This is a genomic window from Saccharomonospora cyanea NA-134, from assembly GCF_000244975.1.
GTDB lineage: Bacteria > Actinomycetota > Actinomycetes > Mycobacteriales > Pseudonocardiaceae > Saccharomonospora > Saccharomonospora cyanea.
Window position 1 is genome coordinate 4,946,041 of the sequence record NZ_CM001440.1, and the last position, 16,238, is coordinate 4,962,278.

Genomic DNA, 16,238 nt, shown 5'->3' on the forward strand with positions numbered 1-16,238 from the left:
GACTGCGTAACGGGACGCCGGACGCCGAGTCCCCGAAAGTGACGACCTGATGTGCACGCTTGGTCGCCCGACCGCTCCATGTGACGATGTGGCGCCCGTTGGTTCCAGGAACCGGCGGGCGCCACCTCTGTGTTCTCCGCCGGTGAGGTCGTTGCGACGTTCGGTCATTGACCCGTCACGCTTTGGTGAGTAGCTTTCCGGTTGCCTACTCGTACGGGTGGACTTTCCACATCCGCACGTCCGCATACCTGGAGGCCTCGTGACCACTCGCCGCGCCCGGCCATGGAAGGCCCGCGCCACAGCAGCGCTCGTAGGCTTGCTCGCCGTGACCACCGGTGTGGCATCGGCGCAAGCCCAGCAGTCCACGTCAACCACCGACGCGGAGGTGGCCTCCGGCCGCAAGGGGGGCCAGAGCTGGCCGGAGCGGACCTTGCGCTCGATGACGCTGGAGCAGAAGGTCGGCCAGTTGTTCGTAGCCGACGTCTGGGGGCGCTCGGCCGACGAGGCACACCCCGGAAACCAGAAGAAGTACGGCGTGGACACGCCCTCCGACGTGGTGCGGAAGTACCACGTCGGAGGTGTCATCTACTTCAACCACGGCGGCACCGACAACATCGAGACGCCGCGGCAGGTGGCGCGGCTGTCGAACGGACTGCAGCGCACCGCCCTTCGTGCCGAGCCTCGGATTCCCCTGATCATCGCGGTGGACCAGGAGGGCGGCCGGGTCACCCGCATCGCCGAGCACGTCACCGAATACCCGAGCGCCATGGCGTTGGGTGCCTCGCGCGACGTCGAGGGCGCGCGGGCGGCGGCGGCGATCAGCGCGGCCGAGCTGCGCGCCATGGGCATCACCCAGGACTTCGCACCCGTGGCCGACGTCAACTCGAACCCGCTGAACCCGGTGATCGGCTCCCGCTCGTTCTCGTCCGACGCCGAACTGGCGGGGGAGTTCGTCGCCGCGCAGGTGGACGGCTACGAGAACTCGGGCCCGGCCGCGAAGCGCGTGTCGGCCGCGGCGAAACACTTCCCCGGCCACGGCGACGCGAAGGACGACAGCCACGTCGGGCTGCCCGTGATCGACCGCAGCGAGGAGGACTGGCGCACCCACGACCTCCCGCCGTTCCGCAAGGCCGTCGAGGCCGACATCGACGCGATCATGACCGCTCACATCTCGGTCCCCAGCCTCGACCCCTCGGGTGATCCCGCCACGCTCTCCAAGCCGATCATGACCGGTTTGTTGCGCGAGGAGCTGGGCTACGACGGCGTGGTCGTCACCGACTCCCTCGGCATGGCGGGCGTGCGCGAGATGTACTCCGACGCCGAGATCCCCGTACGCGCGCTCGAGGCGGGCGTCGACCAGATGCTCATGCCGCCGGACCTCGACGCCGCGATAGGCGGTGTGCTCGACGCCGTGCGCAGCGGCAGGCTCACCGAACAGCGCATCGACGAGAGCGTCCTGCGCATTCTGGAGCTGAAGCACGAGCGCGGCATCGTCGCGCGTCCGATCGTCAACGAGCGCCGGGTCGACGACCTGGTGGGCACCAGGAAGAACCGCGAGGCGGTGCAGCGCATCACCGACCGCTCGACCACCGTGCTCCGCGACGACGCCGGCCTGCTGCCGCTGGCCTCCCACGCTCGGAAGGTGCTGGTCACCGGCTGGAACCGACCGAACTACCCCGGTTACGCGGCGGAGCCCGTCGACGCGCTGGCCCGCGCGTTGTCCGAGCACACCGACGCCGAGGTCGAGGCGATCTCCACCGGCACCGCGCCGGACCCCGCGACCATCGACGAGGTCGCGACCGCCTCGGGTGACGCCGACGTCGTGATCGTCCTCACCAACGGCTTGCGGGGCAGTGCGGCCCAGCGTCAGCTTGTGGAACGGCTGACCAGCACCGACACGCCGGTCATCGCGGTCGCCGTCCAGGAGCCGTACGACCCCGGCCACGCCGACGTGCCCACCTGGATCGCGACCTACGACTGGCGCGACGTGACCATGACCTCGTTGGCGAAGGTGCTCGCCGGGGAACGCTCCCCCGAGGGCAAGCTCCCCGTCGCCGTTCCCAGCGGGGCCGACCCCGCCCAGACCCTGTACCCGTTCGGCCACGGGCTGACGTGGTGAACGCGACCCGACGTCAGGGAGAGACACCATGACCGTCAACAGGCGCAGGTTCCTGTCCACCAGCGCGCTCGCGGGCTCGTTGCTCGCGACCGCCGCGACCTCGGCCTCGGCCACTCCCACCGACGTCGCGGGCCGGGACAGGGCCCGGGTGACGACGGGCGCCGACCGGCTCGCCGCGGACGGCTGGCGCCGCCTCGCCGGGCGCCGGGTCGGCGTGCTCTCCAACCCCACCGGCGTCCTGGCCGACCAGGTGCACGTCGTGGACGCGCTCGTGCGGGCCGGGGTCGAACCGGCGGCCGTCTTCGGGCCTGAACACGGCTTCCGGGGCAGCGCGCAGGCGGGCGGCTCCGAGGGCGACTACACCGATCCGCGCACCGGCGTGCCCGTGTACGACGTCTACGGCGTCGACACCGACAAGCTCACGGAGCTGCTGCGCAAGGCCGCCGTCGACACGGTGGTGTTCGACATCGCCGACGTGGGCGCGCGCTTCTACACCTACATCTGGTCGATGTACCGGGCGATGGTGGCCTCGGCCCGGATCGGCGCGGCGTTCGTCGTCCTCGACCGGCCGAACCCCGTCGGCGGCGAGGCCCACGGGCCGATGCTCGACCCCGCGTACAGCTCCGGCGTCGGACTCCGGCCGATCGTGCAGCAGCACGGCATGACGGTGGGTGAACTCGCACGGTTCTTCGCCGCCGAGCTCCTGCCCGACGACGGTGTCGAACTCGCCGAACTCGACGTCGTCACCATGCGGGGCTGGCGGCGCAGGCAGGTGTTCGCCGACACGGGCCTGCTCTGGACACCGCCGTCACCGAACATGCCGACACCGGACACCGCCCTCGTCTACCCCGGGACGTGCCTGTTCGAGGGCACGGTGTTCTCGGAAGGGAGGGGCACGACCCGCCCGTTCGAGATCCTCGGCGCCCCGGGGGTCGACTGGCGCTGGCGTGAGGAGGTCTCCTCCCACGGCCTGCCCGGGGTGGTGTTCCGCGAGTGCTACTACGTGCCGACGTTCGGCAAGTTCACGGGCGAGACGTGCGGCGGACTCCAGGTGACCGTCACGGATCCACACCGTTTCGATCCCATCCGCACCGGTGTCGATCTCATCGTGACCGCCAGGCGGCTCTATCCCGGCGTCTTCGGCTGGCGTCAGGACCACTTCATCGACAAACTGACCGGCTCCGACCGGTTCCGCACGATGGTGGACGCGGGAGCGACGACCGACGACGTCGTGGCATCGTGGCGGGACGAACTCGCCGCTTTCCGCCGGAAGCGACAGCCCTACCTGCTCTACCGGTGAGTTCTGGCGACGGCGTCCCGTGCGCCGTGACAAGGTGAGGTGAAGCGACGCGATGCGTGCGAAGGCCACGGTGTCGAGGATCGCGGCCCTGTTCGCGATCCTGGTGGTGACGGGGGCGACCGCGATGGCCGCAGTGACGGCGAGCTCCGGCCGGTTCGACCAGCCGCAGCGGGGCTTCGCGCCCGCGTCGACCCTCCTGGAACCCGCCGACCCCGAGGATGCCGGCCTCGACCCCGGCCCCATCCGGGAGTCGAGGCGGCTGCTGGCTCGCATGACCGAGTCGGACTACGTGGACGGGCACCCGCTCTTCGCGGGAGCGGTGGGGCTCCTCGCCCACGACGGCAAGGTCGTCGACACCTACGCCGTCGGCAGTGCCGTTCGTTACGAGGACGGCCGGGGCACCGAGCTGCCCACCGAGAAGCAGGTGCCGATGCGTGAGGACACGATCTTCGACATCGCGTCGGTGACGAAGCTGTTCACCTCCATCGCGGTGATGCAGCTCGTGGAGCGCGGCGAGGTGGACCTCACCGCGCCGGTGGCGACCTACCTGCCCGAGTTCGGTGTCAACGGCAAGCGGGAAATCACCGTCGAGCAACTGCTCACGCACACCTCGGGCCTCGAACCGTCGCTGTTCCTGTGGCGCGACTGGCCGGACGAGCGGTCGCGCGTCAAGGCCGTCATGGATGTCGCGCCGCAGAACGAGCCCGGCACCACGTACACCTACTCGGACCTCAACCTCATCACGCTCGGCGTCCTGGTCGAGCGCGTGGCAGGTGACCCGCTGGACGAGGTGATCGCCGAGCGGATCACCGAACCACTGGGCATGACCGACACGGAGTTCAACCCGCCCGCCGAGAAACTCGACCGGGTCGCGGCCACGGAGTTCCAGGCGACTCCTCCGCGCGGCATGGTCCGAGGCCAGGTACACGACGAGAACGCCTGGTCGCTGGGTGGCGTGGCCGGGCACGCCGGCCTGTTCTCCACCGCCCGAGATCTGAGTGTGCTCGCACAGGCGCTGTTGAACGGCGGCACCTACGACGGCGAACGCATCCTGCGCCCGAGCACCGTGTTGCAACTGTTCACGAACTACAACGTCGAGTTCCCCGGCGACTCGCACGGCCTCGGGTTCGAACTCGACCAGATCTGGTACATGGGCGGGTTGACCTCGCCGTCGACGGCGGGCCACACGGGCTACACGGGCACGTCCCTGGTGATCGACCGTCAGTCGAGGTCCATCGCGGTGTTGCTGACCAACCGTGTGCACCCGTCGCGGTCGTGGGGTTCGATCAACGCGGCTCGGCAGGCGTGGGCCACCGGACTCGCTCGTGCGCTCGCCGTCGAACCGGCGCGCGGTTCGCGGGCGTGGTCCAGCTCGCCCGGTGACGACGCGACCGCCACGCTGACCACGCCGGAGCTCGACACGCACGGCCGCGGAGCGGTCGTGTCGTTCTCCGCGTTCGTCAACAGCGAGGCAAGCGACCGGCTGGTGCTGGAGTCCTCCACGGACGGAGGGCGCACCTGGTCGGCGTTGCGGATGCGGGTGCACGGGACGGGAGCACCGCACGGGGCGGTGGACGGGCTCTCGGGTACCGACCACCGGGTGTGGTGGCGGGTGCGTGCGAAGGTGTCCGAAACCGAGCAGGTCACGCTTCGTTGGCGATTCACGACGGACGGGAGCTACACCGCCCGTGGTGTGCTGGTGGACGGCATTCGGGTGAGCGGGGCACACGGAACCCTGTTGGACGGTGAACGACACCCTGGACGGTTGGACGCACGGGGATTTACCTGGACCGATCGCTGATAGTTGCCAACTCGTTAACCGATCCGGGTTAACACGAACGTACTGAGCAGCGACTTTCCGAGCATCCAGCCCCCGCAGTCCGTCGTCTGTTCACTCGGGTTGCGATCACTCGGGAAGGTACGGGTAACCTTGTCACATATGCCTGGTGTTAGTAAGTTTCCCACGAGTAGTGACCCGGACGCGAAGGACACCACAGCGGCAACCGAGCAGGAAACGAGCCCGCTGGTGCGCATCCGCTCGTTGCTGCCGGGCCTGGCACGGGCCGAACAACGAGTCGCCAAGGTGGTGCTCGACGACCCCTCGTCCGTCGCCCGGCGAAGCATCACCGAGGTCGCTCTGGCCGCCAAGACCAGCGAAACCACCGTCACCCGGTTCTGCAAGGCCATCGGCGTCGGCGGCTATCCCCAGCTCCGCATCGCCCTGGCCGCGGACACGGCACGCACCGAGGCGAGGTCCTCGCGGGATCTCGGCGGCGACATCACCGCCGACGACGACCTGGCCTCGGTGGTGAGCAAGGTGGGCTTCGCCGACGCACGAGCCGTCGAGGAGACCACCGAACAGCTCGACATCGCCGAGCTGACGCGCGTCACCGAACTCATCGCCGCCGCGGGCAGGGTCGACGTCTACGGCGTCGGCGCGAGCGCCTTCGTGGCCGCCGACCTCCAGCAGAAGATGCACCGCATCGGCCGGGTGTGCTTCGCCTGGTCCGACACGCACATCATGCTGACCTCCGCTGCCGTGCTCGGCGAGGGTGACGTCGCGGTCGCCATCTCCCACTCGGGCGCCACCACCGACACCGTGGAAGCGCTGCGCGTCGCCAGGGAACACGGCGCCACCACTGTGGCCGTCACCAACTTCCCGCGCTCGCCCATCACGTCGGTCGCCGACCACGTGTTGACCACGGCCGCGCGTGAGACCACCTTCCGTTCCGGCGCCACCGCGAGCCGAATCGCCCAACTGACGGTGATCGACTGTCTGTTCATCGGCGTGGCCCAGCAGCACCTCGACGAGGCGATGGCGGCGCTGGGCGCGACCCGCGACGCCGTCAACGGACACCGACTCGGCGTCCGCCCGGACGGAAGGCGGCGCGCCGAGCGAGGGCAGTGAACCGGGCGGGCGCACAACGGTTCGCGCCCGCCAGTCGAGAAGAGTGAGGCTGGAGATGACCGTTACACCGCAGGTCGTGCATGTCGAGTCGCCGACGGAGCGGCGCAACCCGAACACGACCGACATCGACCGGATGTCGACCGCCGACATCCTCGCCGTCATCAACGCCGAGGATGTCGGCGTGCCCGGCGCCGTGCGGAAGGTGTTGCCGGAACTGGCGAAAGCGGTGGACTCGGCCACGGACTCACTCCGCGGCGGACACCGCGTGCACTACGTGGGCGCGGGCACGTCCGGCAGGCTCGCCGTGCTCGACGCCGCCGAACTCGTGCCCACGTACAACGTGCCGTCCGACTGGTTCGTCGCCCACCACGCGGGCGGGCAGCGGGCGTTGCAGACCGCGGTGGAGAACGCCGAGGACAACGCCGAGGCCGGCGCGGCGGAGCTGCGCGAGAGCGTGTCGGCAGGCGACTTCGTGCTCGGTCTCACGGCGTCGGGCCGGACCCCGTACGTGATCGGTGCTCTGCAGGAGGCGAAGCGGCTGGGCGCCACCACGGCGCTCGTGTCGTGCAATCCCGAAGCGCCCGAGGTCGCCGGCATCGACGTGCTGATCACCGTGGACACCGGCCCGGAAGCCATCGCCGGGTCGACCCGCATGAAGGCGGGCACGGCGCAGAAGCTCGTGCTCACCGCGTTCTCCACCGCCACGATGGTCAGGCTCGGCCGGACGTACTCGAACCTCATGGTGAGCGTGCGAGCCACCAACGCGAAGCTGCGGGGTCGCACGATCCGCATCCTCCGGGAGGCCACCGGGCTCAGCGAGCACGAGTGCAGCCAAGCGCTCGCCGAGTCCGACGGCGACCTGAAAGTCGCACTGGTGCAGTTGCTCGCCGGCGTCGGCACCGCCCGAGCCACCGAGGCACTCCAGGCCTCCGACGGGCACGTCAGGGCCGCGCTCGACGCCGTGCGGGCGGCGAAGCCGTAGGAGCGTCGACCGACCTCCACGGCAACGACAGCGGCGTGGCCAGCAGGAGGACACCCGCGATCGCCACCGCGGCGCGAGCACCGACGACACCGGCCAGCAGCCCCCACAGCGCCGTGAGGGCCGCGACGGTGACGTTGCTGGTGATCGACCACGCGGCCAGTGTCCGCGCCACCCGGTCACTTCCCGTCCGGTCGAGCCGGTGGCCTGCGAAAACGGGATTGAACACGCCCATGCACGTGATGAGCCCCAGCTCCACGAGAATCACCAGTGAAAGCCCTGCGGCGCCCGGACCGACGAACGCCAGCCCCACCGGCCAGCACACGCGCAGGACCCCGGCCACGAGCAGTACCCGGCGCTGCCCGTGTCGTGTCACGAGACGGCGGGCCAGCCGTGCTCCGACGAGGCCACCCACGCAGGGCACCCCGAACGCGAGACCGTACTGCCAGGGCGCGAACCCCAGATCGCCGAGCATCATGGTGGCCAGCAGCGGCGTCGTGGCCATGATCAGGCCGTTGACCGTGACGGTGTTGAAGAACAACGGGCGCAGCGAACCGTGGGTCAGGATGTATCGCCACCCTTCGAACAGGTCGCCGACTCGCAACCTCGCGGTGCCCGCCCGGGCCGGCCGCGGTTCGGTCCGGCCCATCGCGCGGATGCCCACGGCGGAGAGCAGATACCCGACCGCGTTGGCCAGCACGGTCACCACGGGACCGAACAACCCCATCGCCGCGCCACCGAGCGGCGGCCCGAGCGCGGTCGCGGTCCATGCCGTCGCCTCGAACCGCCCGTTCGCCACGACGAGGTGGTCCGGCGGCACGAGCGACTTCAGACAGGCACCGCTCGCCGCCCTGAAGGCGATTCCGGCCGCCGCGACGACCACCGCCACCACCAGCAACTGGCCGAAGCCGAGCACGCCCAGAGCGAATGTCGCGGGAACGCTCGCCAAAGCGGCGACCCGAACCAGATCCGCCGCGATCATCACCGGCCGTTTGCGGCGAAGCTCCACCCAGGGCCCCAACGGCATCGCCACCACCGCGCCCACCGCCGAGCCCGCGGCGGCCAGGAGCGAGACCTCGGTCGGTCCTGCGGCGAGCACGTCGATCGCCAGGAGGGGAAAAGCCCCGAACGCCAGTTGCGTGCCGAACGTGCTCGCGGCATAGGCCGCCCAGAGCCACCCGAACTGTCCGCCGAGCGACGGCACGCCCCTCCGATCCCCACGCACGGTGGAGATCGAATCCGGGGACGCGTTCCCCACGCAAACAACCACATGCACGGCGCGCCACAACCGGCCGTTGTGGGGCTAGGGTCGAGTGCCGTGAACCTCGACGCCGTCCGCGCCTTCACCGTCGCGGCGGACTCCGGGCAGTTCCAGGAAGCGGCGGCAGAACTGTCGATCACGCAGCAGGCCGTCTCCAAGCGCATCGCCGCCCTCGAACGGGACCTCGGCGTACGCCTGTTCGACCGCACCGCGAAGGGAGTCGTACTCACCGTCGACGGGCGGGCGTTCCTGCCTCACGCGCACGAACTCCTCCTCGCCCTGGAACGGGCAGCAGCCTCCGTGCGCCAGCGGGCGCTGCGTGTGGACGTGGTCGGGCACTCGCTCGCACCGTCGGGCGTGCTCCGCGCGTTCCACCGGGCACATCCCGAGACCGAACTCGATGTCGTGACGCTGCCGGACCTCCACACGGCGATCGCCGGCGTCCGCTCGGGCGCGGTCGACGCGTCCTTCCGCGCCCTCCCACTGCCGCCGCGGAAGCTCCCCGCCGAGGTCGCCACCGCCCGCGTTCTCGACGAGCAACTCCGGCTGCTCACCGGGCCCGCGCATGCGCTTGCCGCGTCAGGCGTCGTCACCCTGACGGAGCTCGCCGAACACCCGATCTGGATGCCCGGGATCGTCGCCGGGACGGAGTGGGCCGCCTACTACGACGAACTGGCCACCGCCTTCGGCCTGACCATCGACACGTCCGGCCCCGACTTCGGAATCGAACCGCTGCTCGACGCCGTCGCGGAGTCGCCCGTACTGGCCACTCTCGTCGGTGAGGGAACACGGCTTGCGGTGCCCACGGCCCACGACCTGCGGCTTATCGTCCTGCACGGGCCGACTCCGGTGTACCCGCACTCGTTGCTCTGGCGCCGCGGCAACCCGCACCCGGGACTGACGGCACTGCGCGACCACCTCGGCTCCGTCAGGGCCGCGCCCGGGGTCTGGGTACCCGGTTGGGCCCGTCGGTGACCGGGACCGCCACCCGCACGGAAAGTGCGGACCCGTGCGCAGGCTGCGGACACGGTGTCGGGGATCGGCTCGTCAGGGGGTAGCGGCGTCGGCGATGCTCTTCGCCTCGCGAGCACCCGCCTCGAAGGACTCGCAGCAGAACAACAACCACTGCCGCACGCCGTCGGGCTCTCCGGAGGCGAACGCCCGCGCCGCCTCCTCATACCGCCGTTGCCTGCGGAAGCACGCCACCTCGGGAACGGTCAGCGCCTTCGGGTCGAGCCCGGTGGCGATCATCGCCAGCCTGGCGGCCGCACGCGCCAGCACGCCGTCCGCCGAACCGAACGGCCGCAACGCGAGCAGCTCGCCGTGCACCACAGCCGTCACCACCGGTCCCGGCACGGCGGTGGCCCCGGTGACGAGCTGCGCGAGCAGCTCCAGCCGCTGGGCGGTACCCCCGCTGTCCCCGGCCTCGCCACTGCCGTCGGTCGTCCGGGGCCTACCGAGCGCGTTCGGGTCGTCGGTCAGGTCCGCCGCGGCGAGCACGTGCATTCGCGCCAGCACCTGCAGCGGAGCGCGACGCCACGTCGGCAACAGCGATTCGGTCGCCTCGGCCACACGCAGCGAGCCCGCGAGAACGGGATCGGTCACGGATCCGTCATCGGGCAGCTCCGGGTCGGCGCCGTCGAGTGCGGCCGACGCCCTCGCGGCCCTCACCGACGCCTCCGCGGCGGTGGCCGAGCCGCCACGCAGGTTGGCAGGCAGCCGGTGCACGGCGAACACGGCGTCCTGGGCGCGCTTCGCGGCCTCGGCGACACCGCCGAGTTCCATCAGCGGTGCGAGTGGGTCGCTCATGCCGCAGAGCATATGCAGCGCCGGATCGCCACCTCACGGCGGCAGCGCCGGATCGCCACCTCACGGCGGCAGCGCTCGTCCACCGCTCGTCAGCCGCTCGTCCCCCGGCGCTTGTCGGCCGTCGCGCACTGGCTGCACCCTTGTGACATGGGGTACTAACGTCGCTACCGGCGCCGCGGGCGTAGGGCCGTAAGTTCGCATTCCAGGAGGCACCATGACAGAGCAGTCACCGGCACTCGACAACCTGCTGACCGAGAGCCGAACCTTCCCTCCGAGCGAGGAGTTCGCGGCGAAGGCCAACGCGACCGAGCAGTTCTACACCGACGCCGAGGGCGACCGGGAGGCGTTCTGGGAGAAGCAGGCCGAGCGCCTGCACTGGGACACCAGGTGGTCCAAGGTACTGGACTGGTCGGACGCACCGTTCGCGAAGTGGTTCGTCGGCGGCAAGCTGAACGTCGCCTACAACTGCGTCGACCGGCACGTGGAGGACGGCCACGGCGACCAGGTGGCCATCCACTGGGTCGGCGAGCCGGGCGACACGCGCGACATCACCTACGCGGAGCTGCAGCGTGAGGTGTGCAAGGCCGCCAACGCGCTCACCTCGCTCGGTGTCGGCGCGAACGACCGCGTCGCGATCCAGCTCCCGATGATCCCCGAGGCGATCGTGTCGATGCTCGCGTGCGCTCGGATCGGCGCGCTGCACAGCGTGGTGTTCGGCGGGTTCTCCCCCACCGCGCTGCGCTCTCGCGTGGACGACGCCGAGGCCAAGCTCGTGATCACCTCCGACGGCCAGTACCGCCGGGGCAAGGCCGTCCCGATGAAGGCGAACGTCGACGAGGCGCTGGCCGGCGCGGACACGGTGCGCAACGTCGTGGTCGTGCGCCGCACCGGCGACGACCTGGGCGGTGACGTGCCGTGGACCGAGGGCCGCGACGTGTGGTGGCACGACCTCGTCGACGCGCAGTCCGACGAGCACACGCCCGAGGCGTTCGACTCCGAACACCCGCTGTACATCCTGTACACGTCGGGCACGACGGGGAAGCCGAAGGGCATCCTGCACACCTCGGGCGGCTACCTGACGCAGGCCGCCTACACGCACCACGTCGTGTTCGACCACAAACCCGGCGAGGACGTGTACTGGTGCACCGCCGACATCGGCTGGGTCACCGGGCACTCCTACATCGTGTACGGGCCGCTGGCCAATCGTGCCACGCAGGTGGTCTACGAGGGCACGCCCAACACGCCGCACGAGGGCAGGCACTGGGAGATCGTCCAGAACTACAAGGTCACGATCTACTACACCGCGCCCACGCTCATCCGCACGTTCATGAAGTGGGGCGCCGACATCCCCGCCTCCTACGACCTGTCGTCGCTGCGGGTCCTGGGCTCGGTGGGTGAGCCGATCAACCCCGAGGCGTGGATGTGGTACCGCGAGCACATCGGCGGCAACCGCTGCCCCGTCGTCGACACGTGGTGGCAGACCGAGACGGGCGCGATCATGATCTCGCCGTTGCCGGGAGTCACGCACGCCAAGCCCGGCTCCGCGCAGCGGCCGCTGCCGGGCATCTCCGCGAAGGTCGTCGACAACGACGGCACGGAGGTGCCCCACAACGGGGGCGGCTTCCTGGTGCTCGACAAGCCGTGGCCGTCGATGCTGCGCGGCATCTGGGGCGACGACGAGCGTTACCGTGAGACCTACTGGTCGCGCTTCTCCGAGCAGGGCTTCTACTTCGCCGGTGACGGTGCGAAGTACGACGCCGACGGTGACATCTGGCTGCTCGGCCGCGTGGACGACGTGATGAACGTGTCGGGCCACCGCATCTCCACCACCGAGGTGGAGTCGGCGCTGGTCTCGCACCCGACGGTGGCCGAGGCCGCGGTCGTCGGCGCCACCGACCCGACCACCGGGCAGGGCATCGTCGCGTTCGTCATCCTGCGCGGGGACGCGGCGGAGGACGAGGCAGGTGGAGCGGAGGCCATCCAGGCCCTGCGCGACCACGTCGCCAAGGAGATCGGCCCGATCGCCAAACCGAGGCAGATCATGGTCGTGCCGGAGTTGCCGAAGACGCGGTCCGGCAAGATCATGCGGCGCCTGTTGCGGGACGTCGCCGAGAACCGCGAGATCGGCGACGTGACCACCCTGGCCGACAGCTCGGTGATGGACCTCATCTCGAAGGGAATGAAGTCCGGCTCCGGCGAAGAGTGATCCGGAACCCCTGAAAAGGACAAGGGCGGCCTCCACCCTGCTCGTGGTGGAGGCCGCCCCCGTCAGTAACCGGCGACGAGTTCGCCGATCGGATTACCTCAGCCGGTCACGTCGAGGTGGCCGGGCTGCGGAACCGGGGTCGGGGCCTTGCCGTCCTGGTCGGGCTTCGAACCGGGGAGGTCGCCGCCCTTGTCGCCGTCGTCGTCACCGTCGTCCTCCGACGGCGGCGTGGTGGGCTCCTCCGGCTTCTCCGGCGCGGTGGGCTCCTCCGGCTTCTCCGGGTTCTCCGGGTTCTCCGGAGCTTCGGGCTTGTCCGTGCAGGTGGCCGTGGACAGGTCCACGGTCTGCGTGCCGTTGAGGAGGTCCACCGACAGGGCGCTGACCGTCAGGGAACCGTCACCGTTGTCGGTCTGCTTGTTCAGCGTGATGCGGGCGAGGCCCTTCAGCTGCTCGGGAATGATCTCCGTGTTCGGGGCGATCTGGTCGAGCGCGATGTGCTGGCCGCCGATCTTCAGGTCGGCCACGGAGGTGGCGCCGGTCAGGTCATCGCACTCGGCGGTCACCAGGCCGACGGAGATCGCCGGGAGGCCCGGCAGACCCAGCTCGGCGTCCGTGGTGCTCGCCTTGGCGTAGCCCTCCTCGACCGCCGAGTTGAACACACCGGCGCGCAGGATGCTCTTGGCGCCGGGGGGCAGCTCGGTGTGGACCAGGTGGTCCTTGCCCTCGCCGACCACGTGCGGCACCTTGGTGATGTTGACGAGGCCGTCCGCGGCGAGCGCGTAGGCCGAGTCCTCCGGCGTCGCGGCCGCCGCCGGGGCGAACGCGACACCGCCCGCGACGAGCGCGGACAGGATACCAGCACCGAGAGCGGCTGTTCTCTTCTTCGACAAGGAATTGCCTTTCTGCGTCGGTAGGGACGTACTGCGTGATTACTGCGTGGAGTAATTACTGCGTGGAGAAGCCCGCCGACCGTCAGACGATGTTGACGATCGTTCCGAGCGGGAGCTTGACGAGTGCGTCGAGAGCGTCCTTGGTCACCCGGATGCACCCGTCGCTGTTGGCCTTGCCGACGAAGCTGTCGTCAGGCCAGGTGTGGATGCCGACCGTGCCGGGGCCACCGCCGTAGGTCTCGTGCGAGTTCGAGTGGTAGCTCAGCGGCAGGACGATCGGGCTGTAGTCGTTCACCGTCTCCTCGATGGAGGCGATGATGTAGGCACGCCCGGGGGGAGTCGGGGAGTCGGGCTCTCCGATCCCGACCGTCCATTTGCCGATCTGCTCGCCGTCCTTGAGGATCTCGAGACTGAACGACTTGAGATCGACGTTGACGAGGTAGTCGTTCTCGGCCGACTCGACCGCGCCACCGGACGTGTTGATCCACCCGGTCGCACCGTTGGGCCGGGTGGGCAGCAGGATCTGCGCCCAGTCACCCTCGCGCTTGATGACGGGTACCCACGTCGGCGAGGAGATCTGCTTGACGGGCAGCCGGGCGATCGGATTGCCGTCGACCGCGTCGTGCACCGTGAGTTCGCGGGTCGGGTGGAGAACCTCCCCTTCGGTCGGGGCGTTCGGCTCCGGATCCTTGGGCGCGTTCGGGATTTCCCCGTACGTGGTGGCTTCCGGAAGCGAGGCGGCCTGCTGCTCACCGCTCGCGGCCTCGGCCGCGTTGTCGGCGTCCCCGCCGCCACAAGCGGAGGTCAACAATGCCAGCGTCGCGGCGGCCGCGAGCGCCAACATCCTGCGCGAGGACCGTCTACGTCCGGCCGGACCTGCGGACCGGCCTCGGGAAGTATTGGTGCTTTCCATTAATCGCAGTCCCTGAGCGAATAGATCAACTGGGCGAGTGATCATTATTGAAGCAAAGCCGGTTTTCCCCCGCGCAACAGGCCCTCTTTTCGAGGCGGCCACCCCGAAAAGCTGCCAAGATGCTGCGGAAACGGGATCGAGTCGTCCACAGTGGCCGCACCACGGAGGTCGATCCGCTGCGCCACAAGGGAACCCAACGTGCCAGTGATCAAGAGCAACTACTACGGAGAGTTGACCACGAAGGCCCCGGACCCGGCCCGGCGTGGTTTTCGTCACTCGCCAAATCGACCCGATCAGGCAAGATGCTCCGGTGCGCTACCGGTCTTCACCCCGTTTCATCCTTTCGTGTGCATAGCTGTAACGCGCCGGTCCCCAAAGTGGAGCAAAAACCGCATTCCATAAAGGTCTCGATATCGTCACGGAAGCAACCCGGGCGCATATTCGTGCTCACTTTTTCCGCCCACCCGACAACGAACCCCTCCGAGTGAACAGTCGAACGCACGTTCTATCCTGGCCGCCTGCAGGATCCTCTCGCAGGACAACCCGCTTCTCTAGGAGACGACACTGACGATGACCGTTGACGCTGCTTCCGCGACCCACGGACGGGACGAAACCCCGGTGAGCCACGAGGGCGAGCAGGGGAACGCTCCGGAGCAGCGAGAGCAGCAGGAACAGCCCGAACAGTCCCAGCCGGACACGGCCAAGCCGCAGCGGGCCAAGACCAAGAGCAGCGCCCGCAAGACGCGGACCGTCGTACTCACGCTCACCGTCACCGGGACCGCCGACGGTGAGTGGCAGGCCGAGCTCAAGCACGGCAGCAAGTGGGTCGCCAAGGGACTGGACATCCCCGCCTCCGCCGTGTCCCGCGCGGCGAAGGAACTCCACGAGGAGCTGTCCGCACCCATCGACCAAGTGATCAACGAGGCCCGCGAGCAGCAGCAGGCCAAGGTCGCGCAGCTCGAAGCCGAGCTGGAGCAGGCCAGGCAGGCGCTGGCCGAACTGCAGGACTGACCGGGAGGACATCCCGTCGGCGAGAAGGGGGCACCACGCCCCCTTCTCGTCATCTTGCCGGTGTCTCCGCCCTGGGTTGTCATGGAGCGGTGTCCGACACCTCGAAGCAGGCCCACTCGAACGAACCGCACGCCCCCGACGTGGGCGGCAAGCTCAACTGGTTGCGGGCCGGGGTACTCGGGGCCAACGACGGCATCGTGTCCACCGCGGGGTTGGTGGTGGGGGTCGCCGGCGCGACGACGGACCAGCACGCCATCCTGTTCGCCGGGGTCGCCGGTGTCGTGGCGGGCGCGCTCTCGATGGCCGGCGGCGAGTACGTCTCGGTGTCGACACAACGAGACACGGAACGCGCGCTGCTGCGCCTCGAACGGCACGAGCTGCGCACGATGCCCGAGGAGGAGGAACGGGAACTCGCGCAGTTCTACGAGGCGAAAGGACTGTCTCCCCGGCTGGCGACCGAGGTGGCACGGGAACTCACCGAGAAGGACGCGCTGCGCGCGCACGCCGAGGTCGAGCTGGGCATCGATCCCGAGCAGCTCACCAGGCCGTGGCAGGCCGCGTGGGCGTCGCTGTTCGCGTTCACCGCGGGGGCACTGCTGCCCCTGCTTGCGATCCTGTTCTTCCCTCCGACCGCGAGGGTGCCGGCCACGGCGTGCGCGGTCGTGGTCGCCCTGACGATCACCGGCTGGGTGAGCGCCCGGCTCGGCCAGGCACCTCCGGCACGAGCCGCCGCCCGCAACGTCGGGGTGGGCGTGCTGACGATGCTCGTGACGTACGCCGTGGGCTTCGGGTCCGGTACGGCGCTCGGATGAGCACGTCACGGCGCTCCCGGCGAGCCCCGA

The 16,238-nt window shown here is 69.7% G+C and carries 13 protein-coding genes; 9 read left to right on the forward strand and 4 right to left on the reverse strand.

Annotation, left to right across the window (positions count from 1 at the left end; genetic code table 11):
- Positions 1–259: 259 nt before the first annotated feature.
- From SACCYDRAFT_RS23060 to murQ, 5 genes are all read left to right on the forward strand, one after another.
- The gene (locus SACCYDRAFT_RS23060; protein ID WP_005459877.1) at positions 260–2,119 is read left to right on the forward strand and encodes a glycoside hydrolase family 3 protein; all 1,860 of its coding nucleotides are present in this window, start codon (positions 260–262) and stop codon (positions 2,117–2,119) included.
- 28 nt (positions 2,120–2,147) lie between these two features.
- Positions 2,148–3,419, forward strand: a complete 1,272-nt coding sequence (locus SACCYDRAFT_RS23065) for an exo-beta-N-acetylmuramidase NamZ family protein (RefSeq protein WP_005459878.1) — start codon at positions 2,148–2,150, stop codon at positions 3,417–3,419.
- A gap of 52 nt (positions 3,420–3,471) precedes the next feature.
- Positions 3,472–5,220 (forward strand): serine hydrolase domain-containing protein, encoded by a 1,749-nt coding sequence (locus SACCYDRAFT_RS23070; RefSeq protein ID WP_005459879.1) that lies wholly within the window; start codon positions 3,472–3,474, stop codon positions 5,218–5,220.
- A gap of 138 nt (positions 5,221–5,358) precedes the next feature.
- Positions 5,359–6,327, forward strand: a complete 969-nt coding sequence (locus tag SACCYDRAFT_RS23075; RefSeq protein WP_005459881.1) for a MurR/RpiR family transcriptional regulator — start codon at positions 5,359–5,361, stop codon at positions 6,325–6,327.
- 55 nt (positions 6,328–6,382) lie between these two features.
- Positions 6,383–7,309 (forward strand): N-acetylmuramic acid 6-phosphate etherase, encoded by a 927-nt coding sequence (murQ, locus tag SACCYDRAFT_RS23080; RefSeq protein ID WP_005459883.1) that lies wholly within the window; start codon positions 6,383–6,385, stop codon positions 7,307–7,309.
- On the opposite strand, the gene SACCYDRAFT_RS23085 is transcribed toward murQ, so the two are convergent.
- Positions 7,269–8,510, reverse strand: a complete 1,242-nt coding sequence (locus SACCYDRAFT_RS23085) for an MFS transporter (RefSeq protein WP_005459885.1) — start codon at positions 8,508–8,510, stop codon at positions 7,269–7,271. The two genes, murQ and SACCYDRAFT_RS23085, sit on opposite strands and share 41 nt — an antisense overlap.
- A 114-nt stretch (positions 8,511–8,624) precedes the next feature.
- Here SACCYDRAFT_RS23085 and SACCYDRAFT_RS23090 point away from each other — a divergent pair, with 114 nt between their 5' ends.
- Positions 8,625–9,542, forward strand: coding sequence for a LysR family transcriptional regulator (locus SACCYDRAFT_RS23090; RefSeq protein WP_043536837.1), 918 nt, complete (start codon positions 8,625–8,627; stop codon positions 9,540–9,542).
- Positions 9,543–9,614: 72 nt separating this feature from the next.
- Here the strand turns inward: SACCYDRAFT_RS23090 and SACCYDRAFT_RS23095 are convergent, their stop codons facing one another.
- Positions 9,615–10,376 carry a Fic family protein gene (locus SACCYDRAFT_RS23095; RefSeq protein ID WP_043537495.1) on the reverse strand — a complete coding sequence of 254 codons (762 nt, stop codon included), beginning with the start codon at positions 10,374–10,376 and terminating at the stop codon, positions 9,615–9,617.
- A 214-nt stretch (positions 10,377–10,590) separates the two neighbouring features.
- Between SACCYDRAFT_RS23095 and acs the strand changes: the two genes are divergently transcribed.
- Positions 10,591–12,582: an acetate--CoA ligase gene (gene acs / locus SACCYDRAFT_RS23100; protein WP_005459890.1), complete on the forward strand. Its 1,992-nt coding sequence runs from the start codon at positions 10,591–10,593 to the stop codon at positions 12,580–12,582.
- Between the two features lie 98 nt (positions 12,583–12,680).
- Here the strand turns inward: acs and SACCYDRAFT_RS23105 are convergent, their stop codons facing one another.
- The gene (locus SACCYDRAFT_RS23105; protein WP_005459891.1) at positions 12,681–13,472 is read right to left on the reverse strand and encodes a choice-of-anchor P family protein; all 792 of its coding nucleotides are present in this window, start codon (positions 13,470–13,472) and stop codon (positions 12,681–12,683) included.
- Positions 13,473–13,554: 82 nt separating this feature from the next.
- A complete protein-coding gene (locus SACCYDRAFT_RS23110) occupies positions 13,555–14,316 on the reverse strand; it encodes a L,D-transpeptidase family protein (protein WP_005459892.1) in 762 nt (253 codons plus the stop codon).
- Between the two features lie 639 nt (positions 14,317–14,955).
- On the opposite strand from SACCYDRAFT_RS23110, the gene SACCYDRAFT_RS23115 reads away from it, so the two are divergent.
- The gene (locus SACCYDRAFT_RS23115; protein ID WP_005459893.1) at positions 14,956–15,396 is read left to right on the forward strand and encodes a DUF6319 family protein; all 441 of its coding nucleotides are present in this window, start codon (positions 14,956–14,958) and stop codon (positions 15,394–15,396) included.
- 89 nt (positions 15,397–15,485) lie between these two features.
- Positions 15,486–16,208: a VIT1/CCC1 transporter family protein gene (locus tag SACCYDRAFT_RS23120; RefSeq protein WP_005459894.1), complete on the forward strand. Its 723-nt coding sequence runs from the start codon at positions 15,486–15,488 to the stop codon at positions 16,206–16,208.
- The last annotated feature ends 30 nt before the right edge of the window (positions 16,209–16,238 follow it).

What these genes read in the sequence shown, in the direction of transcription:
- SACCYDRAFT_RS23065 (WP_005459878.1), top strand. Translation starts at nt 2,148, where the DNA reads ATGACCGTCAACAGGCGCAGGTTCCTGTCCACCAGCGCGCTCGCGGGC.
- SACCYDRAFT_RS23070 (WP_005459879.1), top strand. Translation starts at nt 3,472, where the DNA reads ATGCGTGCGAAGGCCACGGTGTCGAGGATCGCGGCCCTGTTCGCGATC.
- SACCYDRAFT_RS23075 (WP_005459881.1), top strand. Translation starts at nt 5,359, where the DNA reads ATGCCTGGTGTTAGTAAGTTTCCCACGAGTAGTGACCCGGACGCGAAG.
- murQ (WP_005459883.1), top strand. Translation starts at nt 6,383, where the DNA reads ATGACCGTTACACCGCAGGTCGTGCATGTCGAGTCGCCGACGGAGCGG.
- SACCYDRAFT_RS23095 (WP_043537495.1), bottom strand. Translation starts at nt 10,376, where the DNA reads ATGAGCGACCCACTCGCACCGCTGATGGAACTCGGCGGTGTCGCCGAG.
- acs (WP_005459890.1), top strand. Translation starts at nt 10,591, where the DNA reads ATGACAGAGCAGTCACCGGCACTCGACAACCTGCTGACCGAGAGCCGA.
- SACCYDRAFT_RS23110 (WP_005459892.1), bottom strand. Translation starts at nt 14,316, where the DNA reads ATGTTGGCGCTCGCGGCCGCCGCGACGCTGGCATTGTTGACCTCCGCT.
- SACCYDRAFT_RS23115 (WP_005459893.1), top strand. Translation starts at nt 14,956, where the DNA reads ATGACCGTTGACGCTGCTTCCGCGACCCACGGACGGGACGAAACCCCG.